The following is a 22,238-nucleotide window of genomic DNA, read 5'->3' on the forward strand; positions in this document are numbered from 1 at the left end:
GTCGAGCCCGGCCAGACGCGGCCGGGCCCAAGGAACGCGTGATGGACAGGTCAGTCGATCGCGAGCCCGGTCAGACGCGGACGGCGCAGGGCGCGCGTGACGGACAGGTCAGTCGAGCGCCAGCCCGGCCAGCCGCAGCCTGGCGACATGGTGACGCCAGATGTTCACGTCGTTGAACGACGAGCCAAGGTCGGGAAGCTCCGCGATGTCCTCTGCGGAGAGGTCCGCGGCCCGGTCACCGAGCCGTGCCCGCTCGACGCTGACGCGGGCCAGTACGTCCAGGCTCAACGCCCGCGAGACGGCCTGCTCCACCGCGTGCTCACCCGACCCGAGCGTGGTGATCCCGTGCCCCCGCATGACGCACACGGCTGACCCTCCCATGGCATCGGCCAACTCCCGTCCCAGTTCCGGGCGCCGGACGAGGACGGCCCTGGGGTAGACGGGGACGCCGTCCAGGGCCATCCGTGCCGCGGGGATGTTGTAGGCGCCGAAGACCGGCCGCAACGGGATCTCCTCAACGCCCGCGACCAGGATCGACGGGGGGTGGCAATGGAGTACGACATCGACGTCGGGGCGGGCGCGCAACACCTCAGCGTGGATGGGCAACTCGTTCGGGACCGCCCAGGGGCCGAGATCGCCGCCCTCGCCCCCGAAGTCGACCAGTCGCACGTCGTCGTCGAGGGTGAACAGCAGTCCCTCTTCCTGTGGGCCACGGCAGCGCACCAGCATCGTGTCGGGTCCGACACGCACGCTCACGTGACCCAGGATGTCCTCCGCGAGCCCGGCGTTCGCCAGGATTCGGCAGGCCAGCGCGATCTTGCGACGCAGAGGGGTGAGGTCGTCAGGGAGCGTCATGGTGCTTCTCCGTTGGGCGGATGCCGACATGGGTGGCTCTCGGATCCGTCCTGTCGCCGGTGACGCGCAACGCGTCGTGCGCCGTTTGTAGGAGGAACCGGTGCGTGCTCAACCGCTCGAGCGGGTGGCGCTCGGCTTGGATGATCTCGACGGCCGACTCGACACCATGATGATCGATGCGATGGCGGTCCTCGCGGCGGGATGTGGCGGACTCGTGGGCGACGAACACCCAACCGCGCCCGAAGATCCGCGGATCTCGATGTCGGCTGGGCTCGTATATTTGAGGTCCCAACTCAGATGTGTACTTCGTCTCCTTTGCCAGTTCGGAAAAGGAAACCTCGGGTGCTGTGCCCATATGTGCATTCCCCTGGGAAGCTTAGGGCTATTGGTATGACCATACTGTCGGTCAGGCCGTAGAGTGTCAACAAGGCACAATCAGATCACCCGATGCTGGAGGATGGACGCATGACCGTCGAACAGCGCAAGACCAAGTCGGGCAGAGCGGGTTCGGCAGCAGGGGTGGGCCTGTTCAGCCCGGTCAGCGCGGTGCGTGTTTCCCAGGTCATCGTCGATCAGATCCGCCTGCTCATCCAGCAGGGCCGCCTCAAGACCGACGACAGGCTTCCGAGCGAACGGGATCTGTGTGAACAGTTCGGCGTGAGCCGTGTCACGGTCCGGGAGGCGCTGCGGGTCCTGGAGTCCAGCGGCCTGATCGAGATCCGGGTCGGGGCGCGCGGCGGAGCGTTCGTGTCCACGCCTTCGAGCGCGCGTGTGGGTGAGGGGTTGGCTACCCTGCTCAAGCTCAGTCCGCTCACGGCGGCGGAGGTGACGGAGGCCCGCATGGTCTTCGAGCTCGGGATTGTCCCCATCGTGGTCGACCGCGCGACCCCCGAGGACATCGCCGCGCTCAAGGAGATTTGCGACAGGCAGCAGGACGCCCTGAAGGACGAGTCCTACTCGATGACGTTGTCCGCCGAGTTCCATGTGCGGGTCGCGGCATGCACGCACAATGCGGCGATCGAGATGCTGGTCAAAAGCTTCCACGGACCACTGCTGATGTCACTCGAAGAGGCGAAGGTCGCCGCACCCGTGATGGGCCTCCTCGGCAGCACCGAACATCGTGAGTTCGTCGACGCCATCGAGCGCCGCGACGTCGACCAGGCCGCGGCGATCATGCGGGCCCATCTCCAGCGCACCGCTGACCGGGTCGCCCCGAACACTCCGGCGTGCTGACGGCCGGTGTCGGCGGGAGCGCAGATGGTGCTTTCATCCGATTTGCTCCAGGACTGGCGTTCCGCAATCATCGGTCGGGTGTCTGCCACCCGGCCCAGCCACTGTCGCCCGGCGAGTCGACAGCGCTGGAGCGGCCCGGATCATTGGCGTCGATAATCGGCTACTGGACGTGATGTGACGATGGACGGCATCGTACGACTGGTCCCCATTCGTACCTTTCTGACGGCCCTCGCCGTCGCCGGCCTCGTCGCGGTGAGTGGGTGTTCGAGCGGGCCCGCCGGAGACTCGGCGGTGACCCAGACTGCGGTGGCCAGCCCGACGCAGAGGGCCACCTCGGGCCCGGCGCCGATGACCGCGAAGCAGGCGGCCGTTCGCTATCTGGCCATCGTCAAGCCTTACAACGTCGCGCTCGAGAGCCTGGAACAGGCGGTCAACGGCGGCCAGCCGATCGCGACCCTGCGAACGTCGGCGGCCAAGGTCGCCGCGGCGAACAAGACCCAGATCAGCCGGCTTGCGAATACGAAGTGGCCCGCTGCTGTGCGCACGCCCATCAAGGAGCTGCGGGCCGAATCGCTCAAGGCACAGCCGTACTGGCTCGAGGCCGCGAAGGCGCAGACCCAGGACGCGCTGATTCAGCAGGTGCTGAAAGCCGCACGGCACAACGGGGCGGACGCGGGAAACACGATCCGCCGCCTGCTCGACCTGGGGAAGTACGACGAGAGTGACTATTCCTGAACGCGCGTGCCGACGCTCTGATCGCGGCAGGACGTGCGCGACGAAAGCGTGATCACGCGTTCCGCCGATACGGCCCAAAAACGGGCTCTTCGAAGTTGGGCGGGGTTCAGGTACTCGCGGATCTTTCGGGTGGTGTTCGGACTGGATCACCAATGCGGGGACCAGCCGCGCCGATCGCCACGTCGCCGCCCGCGGCCGCAGGGCAAGTCACCGTGCTGATCGGGCGCGGAGAAGACGGGCGATCACATTCCACGCCGCCAGCGTCAAGCACCCGGACGCGAGGTAGACCAGGCACACGAACGGTACAAAAAACCCACCCAACAGCCCTGGAAGCCCCGATTCGGACAGCGCGTAGGCGTGCTGGTCGTCCCACCGTCCGGCGGGGGTGCATGTCACCCCCGTGGCCTGAGCCCCTTTGCGAGGGTAATCCAGCGTCCTCACCACCATGCTGTGCTGGGCGCAGACTTGTTCGGCGGCCTGCCGGTCGCCGGCCTCGACTCCTGACATCAGCGGCCACACCGCAAACAGCGGGAGCAGTACAACGACCACGTTCCGTACGAAGAGGAAACCGACTTTCTGCCGCGGCTGGTGCACGGGGCCGGATGCACCATTCATGAATGCCAGCGTAGCCTCATGGGGAAACCTACTCGATCATGGGCACGCTATCCGCGTCGCAGACCGGTTCAGGGTGAACACCCAGTGCTCGGCGGAAGCGGTCCGGACCGAGAGGGTGCCCAGACCCGGCAGGAAGCCGGCACCGAGGTTCAGCTCTGCGCGGTGGGACGGACGACGACCTCGTTCACATCCACCTCGGCCGGCTGTTCGATCGCGAACGCGATAGCGCGGGCGATCGCCTCGGGCGGCACCGCGAACTTGTCCCGGGACTCGATGAGCTGGGCTCGCACGTCCGCGTTCTGGACGGACTCCACGAAGTTCGTCCGGACGAAGCCCGGCGAGACAATCGTTACGCGCAGCGTGCCGCCGGCCTCCTTCCGCAAGCCCTCGGAGATGGCGCGCACGGCATACTTCGTGCCGGAGTAGACCGCCTGGTTCGGCACCGTGGTGTACGCGGCCGTGGAGGCGATGTTCACGAAATGCCCGAAAGCCTGCTCGCGGAATACCGGTAGCGCCGCCGCGATGCCGTACAAGACGCCCTTGATGTTGACGTCGATCATCAGCTCCCACTCCGCCACGCGCAGGTCGTCCAAAGGCGCGATCGGTCCCACTCCGGCGTTGCTGACCAGGACGTCGAGCTTGCCGTACCGTTCGCGCGCCAGCATGACCAGGGCGGCCAGGTCCTCGCGGTGCGTCACGTCCGCCTGGACGAAGACGGCTTGGCCGCCGGCGTCCGCGATGCGGGCCGCCACAGCCTGGATGCCATCGGCGCGGTGGTCCCCGAGCACGACTTTCGCGCCGCGCTCAGCGAGCATCAGTGCGGTCGCCGCGCCGATGCCGCCGCCCGCTCCCGTGATGGCGACGACCTTGTCTTCGATTCCCGACATGGAGTTTCTTCCCTTCACTTCGCTTTGGCCGGACACGACCTCACCGGCCGGCAGGCGCTTGATGGCCTGCTTCGCCGATGGGACGGGTCCGCACTGGGTGGTGCGCCGATCGACCTGGCGCTGGTTGTCACACCTGCGCCATGCCGCCGTCGGCGAACAGTTCCACGCCGGTGATGAAGCTGGAGGCGTCGCTGCAGAGGAACACCGCAGCCTTGCCCATCTCGCGTGGGTCGGCGATCCGTCCGGTGGGATTGCCTTCGCCCATGGTCTTGATCGTGGCATCGACCTGGTCGGCTCCCTGTGCCATCGTCAGCGCATTGCGCAGGGAGGCGGTGTCGACCGCTCCGGGGCTGAGGATGTTCATCCGGATGCCCGATCCCTTGACGTCCTGGATCCAGGCCCGGATGAAGTTGCGCACCGCGGCCTTGGCGCCGCCGTACATGCTCATCCCACGCGGCGGCTGGATGGATGCCGTCGACCCGATGATGACGACCGTTCCGCCGGGTGGCAGCAGCGGCAGCGCGGGCTGCACGGTGAACAGGACGCCCTTGGCGTTGACGTTGAAGGTCCAGTCGAACTCCTCCTCGGTGATCGCGGCGAGTGGAGCGTGCGCACCGATACCGGCGTTGGCGACGACCGCGTCGAGCCGCCCGTACCGCTCCTTCACCTTCCCGTAGGCGGCCTCCATGTCGGCGAGTCTCGTGACGTCCGCGACGATTCCTGAGCAGTTCGGCCCGATCGCCGCGACCGCTTCGTCCAGGTGCTTCTGCTGCAGGTCAGTGATGACCACGTGAGCGCCGTTGGCCACGAACTCCTGGGCGATGCCCAGGCCGACCCCCGATGCGCCGCCCGTGATGAGGGCGACCTTGCCTTCGAGCGAGAGATTCAATTCTTCTCCTGTGATGTGTCGATTCCCCACTCGGTTCTTGGTGGGTGGGGACCGTCATGGGATGTAAAGCCGGAACCACGACGACAGGGCCGGGGATGGCGTCCCTTACTCCCGGAACCGGTAGCGGCGGCCGCCTGAGGTGGCCGAGAGGCGCGAGGTTGAAGGCGCCGTTCCGGTTGCGCGCAGTGGATGCGGGCGGCGGGTGCCCTACAGTTAAGTGGAGGCGTCGCCGCTTCTCCGACTATAAGTGGAGGCGTCGCCGCTTAGCAAACCGGGCACGACAGGAGACCGCCGATGGCCAGAGAGACAGGGCGCCCCCTGCGGGCCGACGCGCAGCGCAATCGGGACAAGATTCTCTCCGCCGCGGTGCGCGTGTTCACCGAACAGGGACTGGACGCGCACCTGGAGCGCATCGCCAAAGAGGCCGGCGTCGGCAGCGGCACTCTGTACCGGAACTTCCCGACCCGGGAGATCCTCATCGAGGCCGCCTACCGCAACGAGCTGGCAAAGTTGTGTGACGCCGCCCCCGATCTTCTGGACACGATGCCACCGCGGGAGGCCATGCGTGCCTGGATGGGCCGCTTCATCGACTACGCGACCGCCAAACTCGGCATGGCCGAGGCCCTGCGGGCCCTTGTCGACACAGGCGTCAACCCATACGCCCAGAGCCACGAGATGATGCTGGCCGCTCTGGCCGCCCTTCTGGATGCCGGGGTCAAAGCCGGCACCATCCGCTCGGACGTCAGCGCGACCGACATGTTCGCCGCCCTCACCGGCATCGCACTCGCCTCCGGAAAACCCGAACAGCGAGAGCAGGCCGAACGCCTCCTCGACCTCACCCTGGACGGACTGAGCACCGCCCGGCACTGACACGGCAGCAGCGCCCAAAACACCTTGGCTCCCTGACAAGCCGGCGCAAGGCCCGGCGTGCCGCGCGATCTGCCGTGATGACAGCGAGGTCAGCACTCGTACATGCGGATACCGTTCGCAGAACGGGGATCAGATCGGGGCGCCGGGCCTGGTGCTGAACGCACTCGTGCTGTTCAACACCCGCTACTTGGACGCCGCCGTCACCCAGCTCCGCGCCGAGGACATTCGCCCAATCTGTGGTCCCACTGATCATGAGGCATCCCAGCTCGAGAGCTGCGTCGTGCCTCAGATCAAGTGGCAACTGACAGTGGAAACGCAGGGTTTGTCTGTGGTCGCCGGGCGGCGATGAGGCATCCGGTCCTGCTGGCGTGGCCGTAGGAGGCGAAGTCTCTCTAAGAGCGCCAGTGCCGGCCTCGGTGGACATGGCCCGAAACGTCGGCTTAATAATTTCCTTCGTCAAGTATTGATTATAGGGGTGAACGAGCCCTACGCTCAGCGGCACTCACCGGCTTGCCCGCCAGACTTTGAGGACCCCGATGCCCGCTGTCGCCCTCCGTGCCGTTTCCCCCGGCCACCGCGCGCGATCACTAACCCCCCTCGCTTCATCGCGTGATACGTCGTCTACGCAGAGAGGCTTTCTGGGCGAGTTCCGCCAGGCGCCAGGCGACCTCCCTTGATCAGGTCGGGCTCACGGATGTCGACCGTGGACGCCGGAGTGGCGTCGGCCGCGCGTTCCGCCTCCACTTCCAACCGCGCGGCGGCGACGGTGGCGGCACCCGCAGCTTGACCAGGCGAAATGATCAAAGTTGGCGGCATTGGGCCGGTGGTTTGCATCGGCAGCGTAGACGTGAATCGTCAGGAGCCCATTCATGCGCGACGGCAGTGACGCCGTTCTGACCTTGCGAGCAGCCGGGTCTTCACTGGTTGCCGATGCGGCCGGCCGGATGCCGCGAGCACTCCACTGGGGAGCTCATCTTGGGCCGGTCGATGAGCCTCTCGCCGGCGCGCGGCGGGCCAGTGCGACCCCCGCGATCTCGCCCTCGCGCACGTCGACGGCGCTGAGCTACCCGGCTCGGTGCTCGCCGTCGCAGGCATTCCACTGCCCACCCTCGACTCGCAGCAGGCGACGCACCTCGACATCACGAGGCTGCCACCGCTGATCGCTGCACCGGACGGCCCACCGCCGCTGGTCCACGGGCATCGTGCCCCGGACCACACGAAGAGGAGAAAGATCTCGCATGAAACGACACACGAGGGCGCGTCCAGCGCTCACGGTGATGAGCGTCGCGGCGATGGCCGTCGGGCTCACGCTCGGCGCGGTCATGCCGGCGGCCGCAACCCAATCCGACCCGGCCGCCACCGCCCTGACGGCGTCCGCGACCGCACCACCGAGCACAAACCCCACTCCCTCGCCAACGCCGTCGTCCGACACGGTGCCGACACCGACGCCCAGGAAGCCACTCGCTTCCACCGCCGACCCGTGGGCGACGCGGCCGTACATGGGGTGGAGCAGCTACAGCATGCAGGTCTACTCCGGCAACGGGAAGTGGATCACCGGCGACCAACTCATCAAGCAGTCCGACGCGATGCACGCCAAGCTGCAGAAGTACGGCTATGACTACATCAACGTCGATGCGGGATGGAACGACGGGGTTGACGCCAACGGGCGGCCCAAGCCCAGCGCCACGCTCTATCCGCAAGGCCTGCAGAAGGTCATCGACCACATCCACGCGAACGGCCAGAAGTTCGGGGTCTACATGATCCCGGGCATCTCCCCCGACGTTTACAACGCCAACCTGCCGATCGCCGGAGCCCCAGGGTGCACGACGCACGACGTCGCCGCGCAACCGCTCCGCCCCTCCGACTACTGGAAGATCGGCTACAGGATCGACTTCTCGAACCCGTGCTCACAGAAGTACATCGACTCGATCGTCGACCTGCTTGCGCAGTGGGGTGTCGACTTCGTCAAGTTCGACAGCGTCACCCCCGGATCCGGGGTGAGCGACCTCTCGCTTGACGCCCGAGACGATGTCGCCGCGTGGTCGAAAGCGCTCAAGGCGCACAAGATCTGGTTCGAACTCTCGTGGGCGCTCGACCCGAACTACGCGGACTACTGGCGATCCATGGCCAACGGCTGGCGGATCCAGTGGGACGTCGAGTGCTACTGCGCCCATGACGCACTCACCAACTGGGACAACATCGCCCGGCTTTTCCCGACCGAGGCGACATGGTGGCGCAACGGCGGAAACGGCGGTTGGAACGACCTCGACTCGCTTGACGTCGGCAACGGCACGATGGACGGTCTGACCCGCGACGAACGGCAGACCGCGATGACCCTGTGGGCGACCTCCGCCGCGCCGCTGTACACCGGCAACGACCTGACGGACCTCGACTCCTACGGGCTCAGTCTCCTCACCAACCCGGAGGTCATCGCCGTCGACCAAGCAGGTACGCCGGCGCGCCCGGTCTCCACCGCGACTCAGCAACAGGTCTGGTACGCGCTCAACTCCGACGGCAGCTACACCGTCGCGCTGTTCAACCTCGGCCGGACTGAAAAGGACATCACCGCGAACTGGACCGATATCGGTCTGACCGGCACCGCCACTGTGCGCGACCTGTGGGCGCGCAAGAACCTCGGTCGTTTCCGCACCGGGTTCACCGCCTCGGATGTCCCCATCCACGGCGTACGGCTCCTCAAGGTGACACCGCAGTCCGGCGCAGAAGTCGCTGTCAACGACGACGCGCTGCGCGTCGGCTATGCGGGTGAGTGGACCCGCAACGGTGGAAACGAGGTCGCCGCAACCTCACAACCACTCAACGTCAACGTCACCGACACCGGAACCGCGGCGCCGCCGTCGGCATCTGGCCCGACTCGGACCATCACACTCAACGACACCGCCCCCGGCATCGTCTACACGGGATCATGGTCGCAAAGCACCGGACGGGGTCTGGGCGACTACGGCGACGACGTCCACTACACCGAACACGACGGCGACTCGTTCCAGTACAGCTTCGTGGGCACGGGTGTCTCCTACATCACCGAAATGGACTCCTCGCAGGGGAACGTCGATGTCTACATCGACGAGCAGTTCGTGAAGACCGTGAACACCGGGCGCGATTCAGGACAGCCGCGCCTCGCGCAACAGACGGTGTTCAGCGTGGACGACCTTCCCAACGGAAGCCACACGCTCAAAGTCGTCAAGAAGTCCGGGTCATTTATGCTGCTTGATCGCATCGACGTGATCCAGCCGAGTCTCATCGACCCGTCGGCGGTGTCGTTCGACAAGAAGGCCCCCGCGGACGTGCAGGTGAAGCTCCTGCGCGACGGCAGTGAGTTCGCCGGGGTTTCGCTCAATGGCACAGCACTCAAGGAGGGGACCGACTACACCCTGTCGGGGTCGACGGTGACCCTGCGGGCCGGCTATCTTGCCACGCTGCCGGTCGGTGCGGCGAAACTGGACTTCGCGTTCCGCGGAGACCACCTCGACGACGTCCACGCCACGAACCACAACGGCGACTCGGTCTCGTACACGTTCACGGGCACAGGAGTCGACTGGGTCACCGCCACCACGCCTGATCAGGGTCTCGTCGACATCTACATCGACGGCGAACTCGTCAAGCGCGTCGACACGCACGGCGACGTCCGCGCGACGCAGCAGAAGGTGTTCAGTGCCTCAGGGCTCGCAAAGACGCAGCACACCTTCATGGCGGTGAAGGCATCGGGCGACGTGATGCGCACCGACGTCATCCGTTACACCACCTGATGACCCGGGGAGGGCTGGAGCGTCACCCGACGCCCCGGCCCTCCGTCGTGCTCCCCCGTGGCCCGGCCGATGCGAGTGGTCGCTTCCGGCCGGGCCGTCGCCTGGGAGGACCTCAGGAGACAGGGACGGAGGAGGTGGGGATGTTGTAGCCGCGTAACCGCAGGTAGGGGGCTTGTCCGCCGAGGTCGGCCGTCTGGTAGGCGGCGGTGACGGTGGTCGACTCCCCCGGCCAGAGGGAGACGTAGTTGTCGGTGTAGGTGACCGGCACGACCTCGGTGCCGCCGTTGCCCGTGGTGATCTCGGGGCGGACGAAGAAGGCGAGGTTGGTCGCGCTCGTGTTCGTGAGAGTGATCGTGACTGTTTCCTGGCCGCCCGAGGTGGCCCTGGACGCGGTGGCGTTCAGGTTGGGATTACTGGGCAGGCTGTTCAGCCCGGTGAGGTTGGCGGAGTTCTTGGGCGTGGTCCGGTACCAGTTGCTCTTGTTCCCGAGGGTGTCGGCCGTCGTGGAGTACCAGTACAGGTTGTTGCTGACCGTCGCCCCGCTCGCGTCCTTGACCTGGAGGCGGATGAAGTAGGTGCTGGACAGGCCGGTGACGGTGGGAATGGTCAGAACCTGGGTAGAGGAGTTGGCCGCGGCGGTGACGGGCACCGACGTGGTGTACTTCTGGGCCAGGTCCGGGATGTTGTACAGGGTCGCCGTCGCGGTCAGGCCGCTGCGGGCCGTGAGGGTGGAGTTGACCACGAACACCTTCTTGGTGGCGTAGTCGTAGGCGATGTGCACCGGCTCGTTGGCCTTCTTGCTGCCGAAGTAGCCGCCGCCGGGTTTGAAGTAGTAGTCGTACAGATTCCAGTGCACCGACGGCCAGGCGCTGTTGAGCATCCAGAAGATGGTGCCGAAGGACTGGGTGTACTCATGGGAGTTCCATGCCTCGAAGAACGCCCTGGTGTTCTCGTAGTTCTGCAGTTCCGCCTTGCGTGAGTAGTCGGCCGCGCCGGTGGCCGTGCCGTACCGGCTGTTGAGCCCGGCGGTGAACGGGGCGGTGTTGTCGAAGACGCTGCCGGCCTTGCCCGCGTGGTAGTTCCAGGCCGTGCCGAGCGGCCACTGGTCGGCGGGGGCCAGGAAACGCTGCACGCTCTCCAGCGGCGGCGGCGACTCGGTGCCCTCCTCGCCCGTGGTGCCGAAGGCGCTGCCCGCCTTGGTGGTGTCCCACCACAGGACAGGCGGCTCCCACACGTACGGACCGTCCATCTTCATCCCGGCGTTCGCGTTGGACCAGGTGGCGACGTTGTCCAGGGTCGGGTTCTGCCAGTGCAGGGCGGTTGCGACGTTCTTGTAGGCGGTCAGGTGCGCGGCGGTCGGCGGCTGGTCGCTGCCGTAGGTCCACAGGAAGGTGCTGGCGTGGGCGCGGGTGGCGCGCATCTGGGTGTCGAGGGAGGCGAGGGCGACCTGGGCCTGCTCGGCCGACCACCCGCTGTCGTTCTCCCAGGCGCTGCAGCACACGAAGCCGGGCATCACCATGATGCCGGCCTTGTCGGCCATGTCGTAGAGTTCCTCGTTGCCGAGGGTGCCCTCCAGGCGGATGGTGTTGAGGCCCATGTCCTTGACGTACTTGATGTGCGCGGCGTTGGTCTTGGTGTCCCAGCGCTGCAGCATGTCCCACATGTAGCCGCCGCCGCGGAACATGATGTTCTGGCCGTTGACCTTGTAACCGGCGAACGACGTGCCGTTGACGGTGGTCCGGTAGTCGGTGAACTGTCGGATGCCGAAGTCGATCCCCTTGGTGTCGGAGGTCGCCCCGCCCGCGGTCGCCGAGACGCTGAGCTGGTAGAGCTCCGGCGACCCGAACTGGTAGGGCCACCACAGGACGGGATTGGTGACGTGGACCGGCGCGAAGGCGACCTCTCGGCGCTCGTTCGCGTTCAATGTGACGGTCTGGCTGAGCGGGATGCTCGGCTGGCCGGCCTTGCTGATGGTGGCGTTGACCGTGGTGGTGACCGGCGCCGCTGTGGCGTTGACCGCGTCGACGTAGACGGTCAAGTCCGCGGCGTTGGTGGCGGGCAGCGGCAGGACGGTCTTGACGTAGGGGTCGCGCAGAGCGACGGGTCCAGTGGTGTCCACCAGCGTCTTCCCCCACAGCCCGGCGTTCATGTCGGGGGCTTCGGGATTCCAGTCGACGGTGCAGAACGACAGGTCCTTGCAGTCATGTGCCGGGGGCGTGACGCGAATGGCCAGGGCGTTGACCGCGCCGGGGTGGATCGCGCCGGTCACGTTGTACTCGTGGCCGACCATCGTGCCCACGGCGTTGGCGTCGAGCTGGGTGCCGTTCAACCAGATCTGCGCGCGGTAGCTGATGCCCTTGAAGCGCAACCAGTAGACCTGCCCCGGGGAGGTGGCCGCGGCGGTGAACTCGCCCCTGAACCACCAGTCCTGCCCTGTCAGGTCGGGGACGTTCTTGAGGTTCTGACCGAAGAAGATGTTCTGGTAGACGTTGTCCGCCACCAGCCCGGCCAGCACCGTGGACGGCAGTGAGACAGGGTTCCAGCCCGAGGTGGAGTAGCCGATCTGTGAGATGGCCGCGCCGGTGTCGGACAGTCCGGTGGCCGAGCGCAGTGCCCAGCCGGAGGTCAGCTCGGTGGAGGTGACGGTGGCCGCGCGGGCGTCGACGACGCCGATGGCCAGTACCAGGGTGAGGGTGGAGACGAGGATCGCGAGGAGTCGACGCATCAGGAACCGCCCGGCCAGGAGATCTGCGTGGAGTGGTAGTAGTTGACGCCCATGACGTGCCAGCGCGGGCCCTGGGCGCCGAGCCGCTGCTTGAAGGCCGTCCAGTCGTGGGTCGCCTGCGGCGACCAGCCCAGCTCCGCCACCGCCGGGAGCCTGGGGAAGGCCATGTAGTCGATGTCGGCGCTCGTGGCGAGGGTCTCGGTCCACAGCGGCGCCTCGACGCCGAGCACGGAGGAGGCGGCCACGCCCCTGAGGTAGGCGCCGGGGTCCCAGTCGTAGGCGGTCTTGACGTCGATGTAGCCGGCCCAGTTCTGCCCGAGGGTCGTGCGTGAGTTGTATTTCATGTCGATATAGGTCCGGCTGGCCGGCGACATGATGAGCCGCGTACCGCGCTGGGCGGCCGTGGCCACCGCGGAGTCGCGGGTGGTGGTTCCCCAGTACTGCGCGACCGTCGACGGCAACGGTGTGGCGTTCACGATGTCGTGCCAGCCGGTGACGGTCTTGCCGTGCGCCGCGACGATCTGCTGGACCCGGTTGACGAACGCCGCGTAGTCGGCGGGCGCGGTGGAGGCGGCCTCGTCGCCGCCGATGTGCAGGTAGGGGCCCGGTGTGAGGGCCGCGAGCTCCCCGAAGACCTGGTCGATGAAGGTGTAGGTGAGCTCCTTGGAGGTGCACAGCGAGCTGAAGCCGACGTCGGTGCCGGTGTAGAGCGGCGGGGCGACGCCGTTGCAGTTGAGTGCCGGGTAGGACGCCAGCGCCGCGTTGGTGTGACCCGGCATGTCGATCTCAGGGACGACCGTGACGAAGCGGGCGGCGGCGTAGGCCACGATCTGCTGGTAGTCGGCCTGCGTGTAGTAACCGCCGGGTCCGCCGCCTACGGCGGTGCTGCCGCCGTACGTCGCCAGATTCGGCCAGGAACCGATCGCGATGCGCCAGCCCTGGTCGTCGGAAAGGTGCAGGTGCAGGTAGTTGATCTTGTAGAGGGCGAGCTGGTCGATGTAGCGCTCGACCGCGGCCACCGGAAAGAAGTGCCGGGCCACGTCCAGCATGGCGCCGCGATAGCCGAACCTCGGGTAGTCCACGATGTGGCCGCCGGGCACCGGCCACGGGCCCGGCTGGACCGTCGCGCTGTCGGCCGCGACGGGCAGAAGCTGGTGCAGGGTCTGCACCCCGTTGGAGAGGCCCGCCGGCTGGTTGGCCCGGATGACGATCGACGTGCCGGTGACGTCAAGCTGGTAACCCTCGGGTCCGACCGTGGCGGGGGCGCCGGACAGCAGGAGGGAGATGCCGCCGGTGCCGGGCGCGGGGGCGACGGGGATCGGATAACCGGTGGAACGGCGCAGAAGTGCGGCGAGCCGGTCGCCGATGCCGGCCGCGGCGGGGTCGGTGTAGACAGCGGTCGAGGTGGTGATGGCGTAGCTCACCCCGGGGGTCGCGGTCGTGGTGACGGGTACCGGGACGACCGAACCGAACGCGACCGCTGTGGCCGCCACCGCGGGAGGCGCGGCCAGAGAGACGAGGAGAGGGACGAGGAGGATCGCGAGGACACGACGGACGTTCAACAAACGCCTCCGCAGGGGTCCGATGCTGCGTGGTCACTGCTGTCCCCCGTGAGCTCTCGGCCCCACGATAAGCGGGCGGGATTCGTTCGTAAAGGTCTCTACCAATAATCGCTGGGGTGAGCTTTCCGGCGCTCCTGACATCGGTCAGGCGGGTGACAGCAGATCGTGTCGGCCGTAGATTCGCCATGATTGTTCCTGATTCAAGGAGGATTCTTCGGTGAACGCCCCCCGACGCCGTATTCCTGTCGCCTGCCTCGCTCTCGCCTGTGCGACCGGGCTTCTCACCCCGAGCGCGGCCCACGCCGCCGCCGATCCCACTGCCACCGTCTTCTCCCCCAACCCGGTCCAGAGCACCGGCGACGAAACTCTCACCGATGACAAGGACCGCGACGGCGCCGCCTTCGCCGGGGCCTACCGCACAGTCGCACTTACCGACCTGGACGGCTCGGGCACCCTCACAGGGCGCTACATCACAGTCAAGAGCGAGACCGGCAAGGCCGCCCGCGTCGTGAACGGGGCCTTCCCCGCCTGGCACCGGGACAGTGACCAGTTCGAGCAGGTGATGGGCTACTACTGGGTCACCACCGCGCAGCAGTACATCCAGTCACTGGGCTTCGGGTCCCGGTTGCGTCCGGTCAACCAGCGCCGGATCGAGCTGCGGATCAACCAGTACGGCGGGGACAACTCCTTCTTCAGGGACGACAAGGCCAACATCACCCTCGGCAAGGGCGGCGTGGACGACGGCGAGGACGGAGAAGTGATCGTCCACGAGTACGGCCACTCGGTCCAGGACGGTCAGGTCACCGGCTTCGGGACCACCCTGGAGTCAGGCTCGATCGGCGAGGCCTTCGGCGACTATCTCGCCGTCGCCGTGACCAGCTGGAAGGCCGGCACGCCGACGAAGACCCCCGAGGCGTGCGTCGCCGACTGGGACTCCGTCTCCTACACCTCTGGCGTCCCGCATTGCCTGCGCCGCTTGGACGGCACCAAGCACTACCCCGAGGACGTGGTCGGCGAGGTGCACGCCGACGGTGAGATCTGGTCCTCGGCGTTGTACGAGATCCGCACCAAGCTGGGCGACCGTTCGGCAAGCACGATCATCATCGACGCGCAGTTCGACTTCACCAAGGACATCACCTTCCACGCGGCGGCCGAGGCCACCGTCGCCGCCGCTCAGCGACACGGTGGCGCCACGGCGGCCGGCGTGGTGCGAGCCGCGTTCACCTCCCGCGGCCTGCTCTGAACCTGCGCCGATCCTGAACCTGCGCCTGCTCTGACCTGCCCCGATTCTGAGTTCCTCCGACCCTCGGCCTGCGCTGATGCCGGATCGCCGGGGGCCGCCGGTGCACGACGGCCCCCGGCGGGCGCTCAACTCTGCCGCAGGGCGGGCATCGGAATCGGAATGGAGTAAGCCGTCGCGCCGCCGCCCACGCCGCCCTCGCACGTGTTGGGCGGCAGGGTGGTCACGCCGCGGGTGGAGGGCCGCTCCGCCGCCCAGAACATGTAGCCGAGCAGTCCCGAGCTCGTTCCCGCGCCGTTCGGCGCGGCCGTCTGGACGAAGGTGCCGGTGCTGTTCTGCAGCGACGCACCGAAGGCGGTGCACTCGGGGAGGACCTTGTTCCCCTCGGCGATGTAGAGGCTGCCGGTGAACTTGGCGGGAGCCAGCGGCGGGATCGGCGGGGCGTAGGTCGGCTTGCCGTCCAGGTGCTCCTGCCAGTTGGCGATCGCGGCGGAAGCACTCGGCTGGCGGGCGGGAACCATCGCGTTGGCGTAGTCCAGGACCGGCGCGGTCGTGCGCAGCCAGTCCGCCGTCGCCTTCCTGCCGATGTCGATCAGCCATCGATCGCCTGCGGCCAGGTCGATGGTCAGGCGCGCCGCGTGGTTGGCTCCCGTGGCGTCGTACGGCAGGACGGCACGGTAGGCGTCGATGAAGGACTGCAGGCCCGCGAGGTCGGCGCCGCTGTTCTCCTCGTAGTCGATCTCGATGCCGACGCCGAGCCGCTGGGCCACCTCGGCGGCGTTGCGGCCGAACTGGGCCGCGTTCTCCGCCAAGGCCGCGTTCCACGCGTCGGTGTAGGTGATGCCGCCGATGGACAGCATGACCCGGATGCCGCGGCTCTTGAAGTAGTTCACGATGTCGGCGGTCATGCCGCGCGGAACCCCGTCGAGGGTCTGGGCGTCGGTCGTCTTGTGCAGCAGCTTCACCGGGTGGACGAAGCTGAGCACCACGACGTTGACAGAGGGACGGCCGTCGCCTCGGTCGATGAGCCAGTGGTTCTTCTGGTCGAACTCGCTCACATCACGGACGGCGCCCCAGATGCAGGCGTCGTTGCCGCAGTGCCATGACCCGTAGACCTGCATCGGGGTGGCCGCGGCCCTGGCAGGGACCGCGATGAGGAGGGGGACGAGTAAGCAGACAAGAGCGGCCAGACGGCGCATGCCAACCTCCCGTGAAAGGAATTGTAAAGAAGGTTAGCTGTTGCGGGCGCGGCGGTCCCTCACCAAAAGGGAAGAAAGCACATGATCCACACGGTCGTCCTCGTGTTACCCGAGGGCGTGGAGCCGGCATGCGGGTCCGTGCGATCCCGCCGTTCCTTCGCAGGTGTGGCACTGCCTTCCTGGTCAACGGGGGCGAGTAGATGTGATGAGCGCGGCGATGGCGTCGAGGATGCGGTCGAGCCCGTGCCGGAAGCGCTCGCCGGGGCCGAGATGGGCGGTGCGGGAGTCCAGAACCGACCGGCTGAACAGCGGGAACGCGCCCGATTCGACGACCTGCCGCACGTACGGCCCCATGTAGTCCCGCTTCCAGCGCTCGGGGTCCAGGCCGGTACGGCGGGCCTCCTCCAGCCAGCCGATCTCGCGACGGATCGCGCTGTGGATGTAGTCGTTGAGCATGCCGACGAATCCGGTGATGTCGTCGATGTCGAGTCCGATCCGCTCGAACGCGCCGAGCGCGAACTCGTGCACGCGCAGCAGGTGGGGACCCAGCGTCGGCCGACTGGTGAGCAGCGCGATCAGCCAGGGATGACGTAGGCCTGCGGCGCGGATCTGCTGGGCCAGCAGCGTCAGGGCGGAGCGCCAGTCACCGGAGGGGTGGTCGGGGAGCTCGATCTCGCTCATCGCCAGGTCGATCATGAGGTCGAACAGGTCGTCGCGCCGGGGCACGTAGCGGTAGAGCGACATGGCGCCGGTGCCCAGCTCGGACGCGATCCGCCGCATGGTCGCGGCTTCCACGCCCTCCGCGTCGGCGATCCCGACGGCGGTCCGGGTGATCTGGTCCCGGCTGTAGCCGGGACGCCGCCCTGGTCCGGAGCGCTCGTGCAGCTCCGGCTGCATCCAGATGCTGGTCGGTTCCTCGTCGGCCACCCGCGCCCTCCCTCTATTTGCGTACATGGTACCTGAATGGCTATGGTCTATTTCGCGTACTACGTACTCGAAATGGAGGACGTGTGGATCGACCTCTTCGCACGGGCGTGATCGGGCGTGCTGTTCGGCATGATCACGGCCCGTCGGCCCGGCCCCGACACCCTCCTGGACCAAGTGAGCCGGTGGGCGCGGATCCTGCGCGATGCCGAGAGCACCACCCCCTACTTCGCATGAACGGAGCGGTATGATCATGAGGAGATTGACCGGAAAGACGGTGTTGGTGACCGGCGCGAGCCGGGGCATCGGCCGCGCGATCGCCACCCGGCTGGCCCGCGAAGGCGCCCGCGTCGCCGTGCATTACGGCGGCGACCACGCGGCCGCCAAGGACACCGTCACCGCCATCGAAGCGGTCGGCGGGCAGGCCTTCGCCGTCCAGGCCGAGCTGGGCGCGCCGGGTGACGCCGAAGCCCTGTGGGCCGGCTTCGACGCTCACGCCGACGGGCTGGACATCCTGGTCAACAACGCGGGCATCCTCGGCGGCCAGGCCGAGATCGGCGGCGTCACCCGCAAGGGCTTCGAGCGCCTGTTCGCGGTCAACGCCACCGCCCCGTTCTTCATCACCCAGCTCGCCCTGCCACGGCTACGCGACGGCGGCCGGATCATCACCGTGGGCACCATGCTGACCCGAGGAGCGGCCATGCCCAGGGCGGTCGACTACGCCATGTCCAAGGCCGCACTCGATGTCCTCACCGTCGCCCTGGCCAAGCAGCTCGGGCCACGCGGCATCACGGTCAACATCGTGGCCCCAGGCGTCATCGACACCGACATGCACCAGGGACGCCTGGTCGGCGAGGCCTTGGCCTGGCTGTCGTCGCAGACACCACTTGGCCGGCTGGGCACACCGGAGGATGTGGCCGACACCGTCGCCTTCCTGGCCTCCGACGACAGCCGCTATGTCACTGGACACCGCCTCGACGTCTCCGGCGGGACGACCATGTCGTAGCCCCACGCAACCGAGGTGCCCGGCGTACGTCTGCCCATCACGGCGCGTTTCCCGTGGTGGACGTGACTCGGCCTCAGGGTTCGCGGGCGCGGAGGTACGCGTCCAGATCGGCGGCGCCCTTGAGCATGGCGCGGCCCCGGGCGGACAGGCGGGCCTGCCAGTCGCGCAGGGTCGACTCCAGCGGGGCGACGCCTCCGGCGGAGCGGACCTGAGCGATCAGCGGGGCGATCTGCTCCAGCAGGTAGCCGCCCCGTCTGAGCTGGTGGGCCAGCCGGACGTCCCGTACGTCGGCCGCGCTGTAGACCCGGTAGCCCGTCTGCGGGTCGCGGCGCGGCTGGACCAGCCCGGCGTTCTCCCATTTGCGCAGAGTGGCAGGGCGGAGGCCGAGCCTCCTGGCCAGGGGGCCGATGAACGTGTCGCCGCGTTCCTGCGGTACGGGCGCCAGATCGCGGAGCGCGGCCTCGACGGCCTGGAGAGTGCGGCGGTCGTCGAGGAGTTGGCCGTGGCTCTCGTCGATGAGCCGCAGCGCGTCCTCGGTGGCACCCCGGTTGAACGCCTGCATGATCGACGTGGCCGTGTGGTGACCGTGCCCGGGCACGAGGGCGAGAAACGCGCGCAGGGCTTGCGCGTGCAGCGGCGTGTAGGTGCGGTAGCCGTGGACGGTGCGTTCGGCGGCGGGCAGGATGCCGGCGTCCTCGTAGTTCCTGATCGCCTGGGTGGACAGGCCGTGCTCGCGCGCCAGGTCCACTGGCCTCATGGATGCATCACCGATTGAAGGTCCATTGCGATGAGAGCGGGGATTTTCACGGAAAAGTTTACATCGAAGGTTCAACGATACCGTTGAAGGTATGGATATCAAGGACATGGCCCGACCGCTCGATGGCGCGGGCGTCTCGGCGTTCCTCCGGTCGCTTCCCGCCCGGCCCCTGCTGCTCGGCCTGGGCGAGGCCAGGCACTTCGTGGGCGAGCTTGGCGAGTTGCGCAACGAGATCTTCCGGCATCTGGTCGAGCACGAGGGCTACCGGTCGTTCGCCATCGAGAGCGACTGTCTCATGGGCCTCGTGGTGGACGACCACATCACAACGGGCGCGGACACGCTCGATGACGTCATGGAACGCGGCTTCAGCCACGGCTTCGGCGCGTCACCGGCCAACCGCGAGCTCGTGCGCTGGATGCGGGCGTACAACGAGGAGCATGACGAAAAGCTCCGGTTCTTCGGGTTCGACGGCCCTCTGGAGTATTGGGCGGCGAGCCCGCGCCAGGCGCTCACCGCCCTCCACGCCCTCCTCGACGGCCCGCTCCCCTGCACCCGGGAAACCCTCGACACGCTGCTGGGCCCGGACGACCGGTGGTCGAACGAGGCCGCGGCCATGGATCCGTCCCAGTCGATCGGCCGGTCCGCTGAAGCCCAGCGGCTGCGACTGATCGCCGACGACCTGGTGGCGCTGCTCGACACGCAGGTGCCGCGGCTGAGCGCGGAGGACAGGGAGCGGGCGGCACTGTACGGGCGCACCGCCACCGGCCTGCTCCGCTACCACCACTGGATGGCCGACACGTCCCCGGTACGGTGGCCCCGGCTGTCGGCCCTGCGGGACGCGATGATGGCCGCCAACCTGCGTGCCGTCGCCGAGCACGGCCCGGCCCTGGTCTTCGGTCACAACCTCCACCTGCAGCGGAACAAGAGCCTCATGCCGTTCGGGGACCAACTGCTGGAGTGGTGGAGCGCGGGAGCGATCACCGCGACGCACCTGGGCGACCGGTACGCCTTCCTGGCCTCGGCTCTCGGCACGGCCGGCGACGACACCCCGCCCCCGGACACCGTCGAGGGCATCCTGTCCATGCTCCCGTGGGACCTCTCCCTCATCGACGCCCGCCGTCTGGCCGAGACGATCACGAAGCCCGCCCCGCGCATCTCCCAAGATTTCCGCTATTTCCCGCTGGACCCGGCCCAGCTCGACATGATCGACGGCGTCGTCTTCCTCAAGCAGGCTGTCAGGCTGGACTGACAGGTCCTCGTGATCGCGTTGCGGGCCTGGTGCACCAGGCCTGCAGGCGACGCCGCCCGCCTGGTGCCGGGCGCTGACCGACCCGGCGATCGGTGGGTCGAACGGATCCCTTCCTTGATCGAGCGCGGCTCTGCCGACTGTGCCCCATGCGCAGGTTGGGAGGAGTTGTCACCCCGCGATGAAGCGGTACCTGACCAGGGTCGATAGCCTCGGAAGTGAGTCCGTACGCATGCCCGTCCATCATGGGCATGCCGCCCTGATCGAGAGTCACGTCGCCGGCCAGGCGAGTGCTCAGACGACCAGGAGGGGAGGACGATCATGGCGATCGCCACGATCAACCCCGCGACCGGAACGACGGTCAGGACGTTTCCCGAGCTGAGCGAGGCCGAGGTCGAGCAGAAGATCGGGGTCGCGCACGAGCGGTGGCAGTCCTACCGCACCAGCGGGTTCCAGGAGCGGGCCGAACTCATGCGGGCCGGCGCCGACCTGTTCGAGAAGGAGGCCGACGCCGCCGCCCACCTCGTGACCACCGAAATGGGCAAGACCCTGGCCTCGGCCCGCGGTGAGGTACTCAAGTGCGCCCACGGCATGCGCTACTACGCCGACCACGCGGCCGAGTTCCTCGCCGACGAGCCGCTGGCCGACGCATCGGCGGTCGGCGCCAAACGCGCTTTCGGCCGCTACCAGCCACTCGGGCCGGTACTCGCGGTGATGCCGTGGAACTTCCCGATGTGGCAGGTGATGCGATTCGCCGCGCCGGCGCTGATGGCGGGCAACGTCGGATTGCTCAAACACGCGTCGAACGTTCCGCAGTGCGCGCTGTATCTGGAGGACGTCTTCCGCCGCGGCGGGTTCCCGGAGGGCTGCTTCCAGACGTTGCTGATCTCCTCCCGGAAGGTGGAGGCGATCCTGCGGGATCCCCGGGTGGTCGCCGCCACGCTGACCGGGAGCGAGCCGGCCGGGCGGTCGGTGGCCGCGATCTGCGGTGACGAGGTCAAGCGCACCGTGCTGGAGCTTGGGGGCAGTGACCCGTTCGTCGTGATGCCCTCGGCGGATCTGGAGCGCGCCGTGGCGACCGCGGTGGACGGCAGGGTGCAGAACAACGGGCAGTCCTGCATCGCCGCCAAACGGTTCATCGTGCACACCGACATCTACGACGCCTTCACGGAGATGTTCGTCGCCCGGATGCGCGAGCTGCGGGTCGGCGACCCGTTCGATTCGTCCACCGAGGTCGGGCCGCTGGCCACCGAGCAGGGCCGGGCGGACGTCGAGGAGCTGGTCGACGACGCCGTCGCCGCGGGGGCCACCGTCCTGTGCGGCGGGCGGCGTGCGGACGGGCCGGGCTGGTTCTACCCGCCGACCGTGATCACTGACATCACCCGGGACATGCGGATCTTCACCGAGGAGGTGTTCGGCCCCGTCGCCTCGCTGTATCGGGCGGCGGACATCGAGGAGGCCCTGCAGATCGCCAACGCCACCACCTTCGGCCTGGGGTCCAACGCGTGGACCGACGACGAGACCGAACAGCAGCGGTTCAGCTCCGACCTCGAGGCCGGCCAGGTGTTCATCAACGGCAAGACGATCTCCTACCCGGAACTGCCGTTCGGCGGCATCAAGCGCTCCGGCTACGGCCGCGAACTGTCCGCACACGGGATCCGGGAATTCTGCAACCTCAAGACCGTGTGGGTGGGCTGACCACCCGGCAGACCCCGCCCGGGCGGGCAGGCT

At 67.8% G+C, this 22,238-nt stretch carries 18 protein-coding genes; 8 read left to right on the forward strand and 10 right to left on the reverse strand.

Translation table 11 applies throughout. The annotated features are described in order from the left end of the window. Positions 1–108: 108 nt before the first annotated feature. Both phtC and Pph01_RS38580 read right to left on the reverse strand, forming a co-directional pair. Positions 109–855, reverse strand: a complete 747-nt coding sequence (gene phtC, locus Pph01_RS38575; RefSeq protein ID WP_204078202.1) for a 3,4-dihydroxyphthalate decarboxylase — start codon at positions 853–855, stop codon at positions 109–111. After that, the gene (locus tag Pph01_RS38580; protein ID WP_204078203.1) at positions 842–1,210 is read right to left on the reverse strand and encodes a hypothetical protein; all 369 of its coding nucleotides are present in this window, start codon (positions 1,208–1,210) and stop codon (positions 842–844) included. The genes phtC and Pph01_RS38580 overlap by 14 nt, the downstream gene beginning before the upstream one ends. A 110-nt stretch (positions 1,211–1,320) precedes the next feature. Here Pph01_RS38580 and Pph01_RS38585 point away from each other — a divergent pair, with 110 nt between their 5' ends. Both Pph01_RS38585 and Pph01_RS38590 read left to right on the forward strand, forming a co-directional pair. Further along, positions 1,321–2,088, forward strand: a complete 768-nt coding sequence (locus tag Pph01_RS38585) for a FadR/GntR family transcriptional regulator (RefSeq protein WP_204078204.1) — start codon at positions 1,321–1,323, stop codon at positions 2,086–2,088. A 180-nt stretch (positions 2,089–2,268) separates the two neighbouring features. Continuing rightward, on the forward strand, positions 2,269–2,823 hold the full coding sequence (locus tag Pph01_RS38590) for a hypothetical protein (RefSeq protein ID WP_204078205.1): 555 nt from the start codon (positions 2,269–2,271) through the stop codon (positions 2,821–2,823). A gap of 207 nt (positions 2,824–3,030) precedes the next feature. On the opposite strand, the gene Pph01_RS38595 is transcribed toward Pph01_RS38590, so the two are convergent. From Pph01_RS38595 to Pph01_RS38605, 3 genes are all read right to left on the reverse strand, one after another. Then, positions 3,031–3,438, reverse strand: coding sequence for a hypothetical protein (locus Pph01_RS38595; protein ID WP_204078206.1), 408 nt, complete (start codon positions 3,436–3,438; stop codon positions 3,031–3,033). Positions 3,439–3,587: 149 nt separating this feature from the next. Further along, on the reverse strand, positions 3,588–4,325 hold the full coding sequence (locus Pph01_RS38600) for an SDR family oxidoreductase (RefSeq protein WP_204078207.1): 738 nt from the start codon (positions 4,323–4,325) through the stop codon (positions 3,588–3,590). A 127-nt stretch (positions 4,326–4,452) separates the two neighbouring features. After that, positions 4,453–5,214, reverse strand: a complete 762-nt coding sequence (locus Pph01_RS38605) for an SDR family NAD(P)-dependent oxidoreductase (RefSeq protein WP_204078208.1) — start codon at positions 5,212–5,214, stop codon at positions 4,453–4,455. Between the two features lie 294 nt (positions 5,215–5,508). On the opposite strand from Pph01_RS38605, the gene Pph01_RS38610 reads away from it, so the two are divergent. Both Pph01_RS38610 and Pph01_RS38615 read left to right on the forward strand, forming a co-directional pair. Continuing rightward, positions 5,509–6,084, forward strand: a complete 576-nt coding sequence (locus tag Pph01_RS38610; RefSeq protein WP_204078209.1) for a TetR/AcrR family transcriptional regulator — start codon at positions 5,509–5,511, stop codon at positions 6,082–6,084. Positions 6,085–7,322: 1,238 nt separating this feature from the next. Continuing rightward, positions 7,323–9,848, forward strand: coding sequence for a X2-like carbohydrate binding domain-containing protein (locus Pph01_RS38615; RefSeq protein ID WP_204078210.1), 2,526 nt, complete (start codon positions 7,323–7,325; stop codon positions 9,846–9,848). A gap of 112 nt (positions 9,849–9,960) precedes the next feature. Here Pph01_RS38615 and Pph01_RS38620 read toward each other — a convergent pair whose 3' ends face one another. Together Pph01_RS38620 and Pph01_RS38625 are read right to left on the reverse strand one after the other, a co-directional pair. Continuing rightward, positions 9,961–12,573: a glycoside hydrolase family 2 protein gene (locus Pph01_RS38620; RefSeq protein WP_204078211.1), complete on the reverse strand. Its 2,613-nt coding sequence runs from the start codon at positions 12,571–12,573 to the stop codon at positions 9,961–9,963. Further along, positions 12,573–14,135 (reverse strand): beta-N-acetylhexosaminidase, encoded by a 1,563-nt coding sequence (locus Pph01_RS38625; RefSeq protein ID WP_275412928.1) that lies wholly within the window; start codon positions 14,133–14,135, stop codon positions 12,573–12,575. The genes Pph01_RS38620 and Pph01_RS38625 overlap by 1 nt, the downstream gene beginning before the upstream one ends. A gap of 217 nt (positions 14,136–14,352) precedes the next feature. Here Pph01_RS38625 and Pph01_RS38630 point away from each other — a divergent pair, with 217 nt between their 5' ends. Next, the gene (locus Pph01_RS38630) at positions 14,353–15,378 is read left to right on the forward strand and encodes a M36 family metallopeptidase (RefSeq protein ID WP_204078212.1); all 1,026 of its coding nucleotides are present in this window, start codon (positions 14,353–14,355) and stop codon (positions 15,376–15,378) included. 125 nt (positions 15,379–15,503) lie between these two features. On the opposite strand, the gene Pph01_RS38635 is transcribed toward Pph01_RS38630, so the two are convergent. Together Pph01_RS38635 and Pph01_RS38640 are read right to left on the reverse strand one after the other, a co-directional pair. Beyond that, positions 15,504–16,574: a glycosyl hydrolase family 18 protein gene (locus Pph01_RS38635; RefSeq protein WP_204078213.1), complete on the reverse strand. Its 1,071-nt coding sequence runs from the start codon at positions 16,572–16,574 to the stop codon at positions 15,504–15,506. Positions 16,575–16,757: 183 nt separating this feature from the next. Then, positions 16,758–17,501, reverse strand: a complete 744-nt coding sequence (locus tag Pph01_RS38640; protein WP_239117343.1) for a TetR/AcrR family transcriptional regulator — start codon at positions 17,499–17,501, stop codon at positions 16,758–16,760. Between the two features lie 250 nt (positions 17,502–17,751). Between Pph01_RS38640 and Pph01_RS38645 the strand changes: the two genes are divergently transcribed. Continuing rightward, positions 17,752–18,504, forward strand: a complete 753-nt coding sequence (locus Pph01_RS38645; protein ID WP_204078215.1) for an SDR family NAD(P)-dependent oxidoreductase — start codon at positions 17,752–17,754, stop codon at positions 18,502–18,504. A gap of 73 nt (positions 18,505–18,577) precedes the next feature. On the opposite strand, the gene Pph01_RS38650 is transcribed toward Pph01_RS38645, so the two are convergent. Then, on the reverse strand, positions 18,578–19,261 hold the full coding sequence (locus Pph01_RS38650) for a TioE family transcriptional regulator (RefSeq protein WP_204078216.1): 684 nt from the start codon (positions 19,259–19,261) through the stop codon (positions 18,578–18,580). A 91-nt stretch (positions 19,262–19,352) separates the two neighbouring features. On the opposite strand from Pph01_RS38650, the gene Pph01_RS38655 reads away from it, so the two are divergent. Together Pph01_RS38655 and Pph01_RS38660 are read left to right on the forward strand one after the other, a co-directional pair. Next, on the forward strand, positions 19,353–20,510 hold the full coding sequence (locus Pph01_RS38655) for an erythromycin esterase family protein (protein ID WP_239117344.1): 1,158 nt from the start codon (positions 19,353–19,355) through the stop codon (positions 20,508–20,510). A 318-nt stretch (positions 20,511–20,828) separates the two neighbouring features. Further along, the gene (locus Pph01_RS38660; RefSeq protein ID WP_204078217.1) at positions 20,829–22,205 is read left to right on the forward strand and encodes an NADP-dependent succinic semialdehyde dehydrogenase; all 1,377 of its coding nucleotides are present in this window, start codon (positions 20,829–20,831) and stop codon (positions 22,203–22,205) included. The last annotated feature ends 33 nt before the right edge of the window (positions 22,206–22,238 follow it).

Origin of the sequence: Planotetraspora phitsanulokensis, from assembly GCF_016863295.1 — a bacterium.
In the GTDB taxonomy this organism is placed as follows: Bacteria; Actinomycetota; Actinomycetes; order Streptosporangiales; family Streptosporangiaceae; genus Planotetraspora; species Planotetraspora phitsanulokensis.

What these genes read in the sequence shown, in the direction of transcription:
- Pph01_RS38635 (WP_204078213.1), bottom strand. Translation starts at nt 16,574, where the DNA reads ATGCGCCGTCTGGCCGCTCTTGTCTGCTTACTCGTCCCCCTCCTCATC.
- Pph01_RS38655 (WP_239117344.1), top strand. Translation starts at nt 19,353, where the DNA reads ATGGATATCAAGGACATGGCCCGACCGCTCGATGGCGCGGGCGTCTCG.
- Pph01_RS38650 (WP_204078216.1), bottom strand. Translation starts at nt 19,261, where the DNA reads ATGAGGCCAGTGGACCTGGCGCGCGAGCACGGCCTGTCCACCCAGGCG.
- Pph01_RS38645 (WP_204078215.1), top strand. Translation starts at nt 17,752, where the DNA reads ATGAGGAGATTGACCGGAAAGACGGTGTTGGTGACCGGCGCGAGCCGG.
- Pph01_RS38600 (WP_204078207.1), bottom strand. Translation starts at nt 4,325, where the DNA reads ATGTCGGGAATCGAAGACAAGGTCGTCGCCATCACGGGAGCGGGCGGC.
- Pph01_RS38615 (WP_204078210.1), top strand. Translation starts at nt 7,323, where the DNA reads ATGAAACGACACACGAGGGCGCGTCCAGCGCTCACGGTGATGAGCGTC.
- Pph01_RS38580 (WP_204078203.1), bottom strand. Translation starts at nt 1,210, where the DNA reads ATGGGCACAGCACCCGAGGTTTCCTTTTCCGAACTGGCAAAGGAGACG.
- Pph01_RS38620 (WP_204078211.1), bottom strand. Translation starts at nt 12,573, where the DNA reads ATGCGTCGACTCCTCGCGATCCTCGTCTCCACCCTCACCCTGGTACTG.
- Pph01_RS38590 (WP_204078205.1), top strand. Translation starts at nt 2,269, where the DNA reads ATGGACGGCATCGTACGACTGGTCCCCATTCGTACCTTTCTGACGGCC.
- Pph01_RS38660 (WP_204078217.1), top strand. Translation starts at nt 20,829, where the DNA reads ATGGCGATCGCCACGATCAACCCCGCGACCGGAACGACGGTCAGGACG.
- Pph01_RS38610 (WP_204078209.1), top strand. Translation starts at nt 5,509, where the DNA reads ATGGCCAGAGAGACAGGGCGCCCCCTGCGGGCCGACGCGCAGCGCAAT.
- Pph01_RS38595 (WP_204078206.1), bottom strand. Translation starts at nt 3,438, where the DNA reads ATGAATGGTGCATCCGGCCCCGTGCACCAGCCGCGGCAGAAAGTCGGT.
- phtC (WP_204078202.1), bottom strand. Translation starts at nt 855, where the DNA reads ATGACGCTCCCTGACGACCTCACCCCTCTGCGTCGCAAGATCGCGCTG.
- Pph01_RS38585 (WP_204078204.1), top strand. Translation starts at nt 1,321, where the DNA reads ATGACCGTCGAACAGCGCAAGACCAAGTCGGGCAGAGCGGGTTCGGCA.